Annotated in this window: 2 protein-coding genes; one reads left to right on the plus strand and one right to left on the minus strand. The window is 44.2% G+C overall.

The features are described 5' to 3' along the window. A partial coding sequence (locus A3735_RS24745) for a fasciclin domain-containing protein (RefSeq protein ID WP_197486026.1) occupies nucleotides 1-573 on the plus strand: 573 nt, incomplete at its 5' end. Nucleotides 574-921: 348 nt separating this feature from the next. Here the strand turns inward: A3735_RS24745 and A3735_RS24750 are convergent. After that, nucleotides 922-1,472, minus strand: a 551-nt coding sequence (locus tag A3735_RS24750) for an SDR family NAD(P)-dependent oxidoreductase (RefSeq protein ID WP_156499899.1), incomplete at its 5' end; no start/stop codon positions are given.

Below are 1,472 nucleotides of genomic sequence, written 5' to 3' on the forward strand. Positions count from 1 at the left end.
AAAGATCTGGCAATTTCTTATGATGACCCAGACTTATTCATTAACACATCTAAGGTCATTGTTGCCGATGTCGATACATCAAATGGAATAATCCATGCGATTGATAAAGTCCTATTGCCACCATCAGCTGATGCTTTATCAGATGACAGTATTACCATTGGTGAGCTGGTGACTAATTTGGCAGGGGCTGAGGTGGATGCAGAGTTCACAACCTTGCTCGCCGCGCTTCAGCAAGAAGGCTTAGATGCTGCGTTGGTGGGGGATGGGCCGTTCACCGTGTTTGCACCGACTGATGCAGCGTTCGCAGCAGTGGGTACACCTAGTGAAGTGCTTGCTTTAGGTGGCTTGGCAGATATCTTGAGCCAACACGTAATCAGCGGCACAGAAATTGACTCCATAGCTGCCTATGCAGCAAATGGCACGGCTGTACCGACATTGCGTGCAGATACAGATCTTACAGTAGATATCGATATGGGTATGCTGATGGTTGGAAATGCCACGGTGTTGATTACAGATGTTGAAACCTCAAATGGTGTTATTCATGTAGTCGATGCGGTAATCACAGCCCCTTAGTAGAAGTGGTTATCTAAATCGATCTACCTTTGTCCCGCTTTGCGGGACTTTTTTTTCGAATTAGAGCGAGTCTAGGAGAGCGTTATTTTATGGCTACCAATACAAGTAAAAATGTAGATACAGAGCATCGCAGCAAACAAAGCACTACCCTAAGATTACCTTGCAGGGGCTGCCTAAAAACATGCTCAAACTATACAGTGTGTGATGGACGCCCGTGGAGAACAATGATAGCCATTGACTCATGAGTTAGAAATCGACACGGCTCGTGTAGAAAAGGCTGAGTAAAACAATTGTTACCTTAGTAGCTTGGTTCGGTTTAGGTTTCTGAGTAAGCCAAGAGCTGGCCTACTACCACTCAATATCCATATTGTTCCAATCTTTAAAACTTAACTTTCCATCTGCTTTTGACTCAACTAAGAGTTGATGCAGCCGATCTGCGACAAAGTCGGTCTTGAATAGTTTTTCTTCTGGAACGCCCGCTTGGTATGGCTTTGAAAGTTCGGTGTCTGTGGTTCCAGGGTGGAATGAAATGACTTTTGCTTTTGGAAAGCGACGACTGTATTCAATAGAAGCATTCTTGAGAAGCATGTTTAGTGCTGCTTTAGAGGCTCGATAGCTATACCAGCCGCCGAGCCGATTATCTTTAATGCTACCCACTCTTGCTGATAATACAGCAATCGTGGTCGCTGAATTTTTATTCAGTAACCCGGTCAGCTCTTTTAACCAGACAATCGGCATGAACGTGTTGGTCTCAAAAACGCTATGCAGACTTTCATAGTTGATATCTTCGATACGTTTCTCAGGCTTTATGTTGAGTTCTTTACTATGTAGTAAACCGCTGGCGATCACGATATATCGAATAGGTATATGACTGTCCGCTATTTGTTTGCAGCAAGCCT

The organism is Oleiphilus sp. HI0061 (assembly GCF_001635675.1).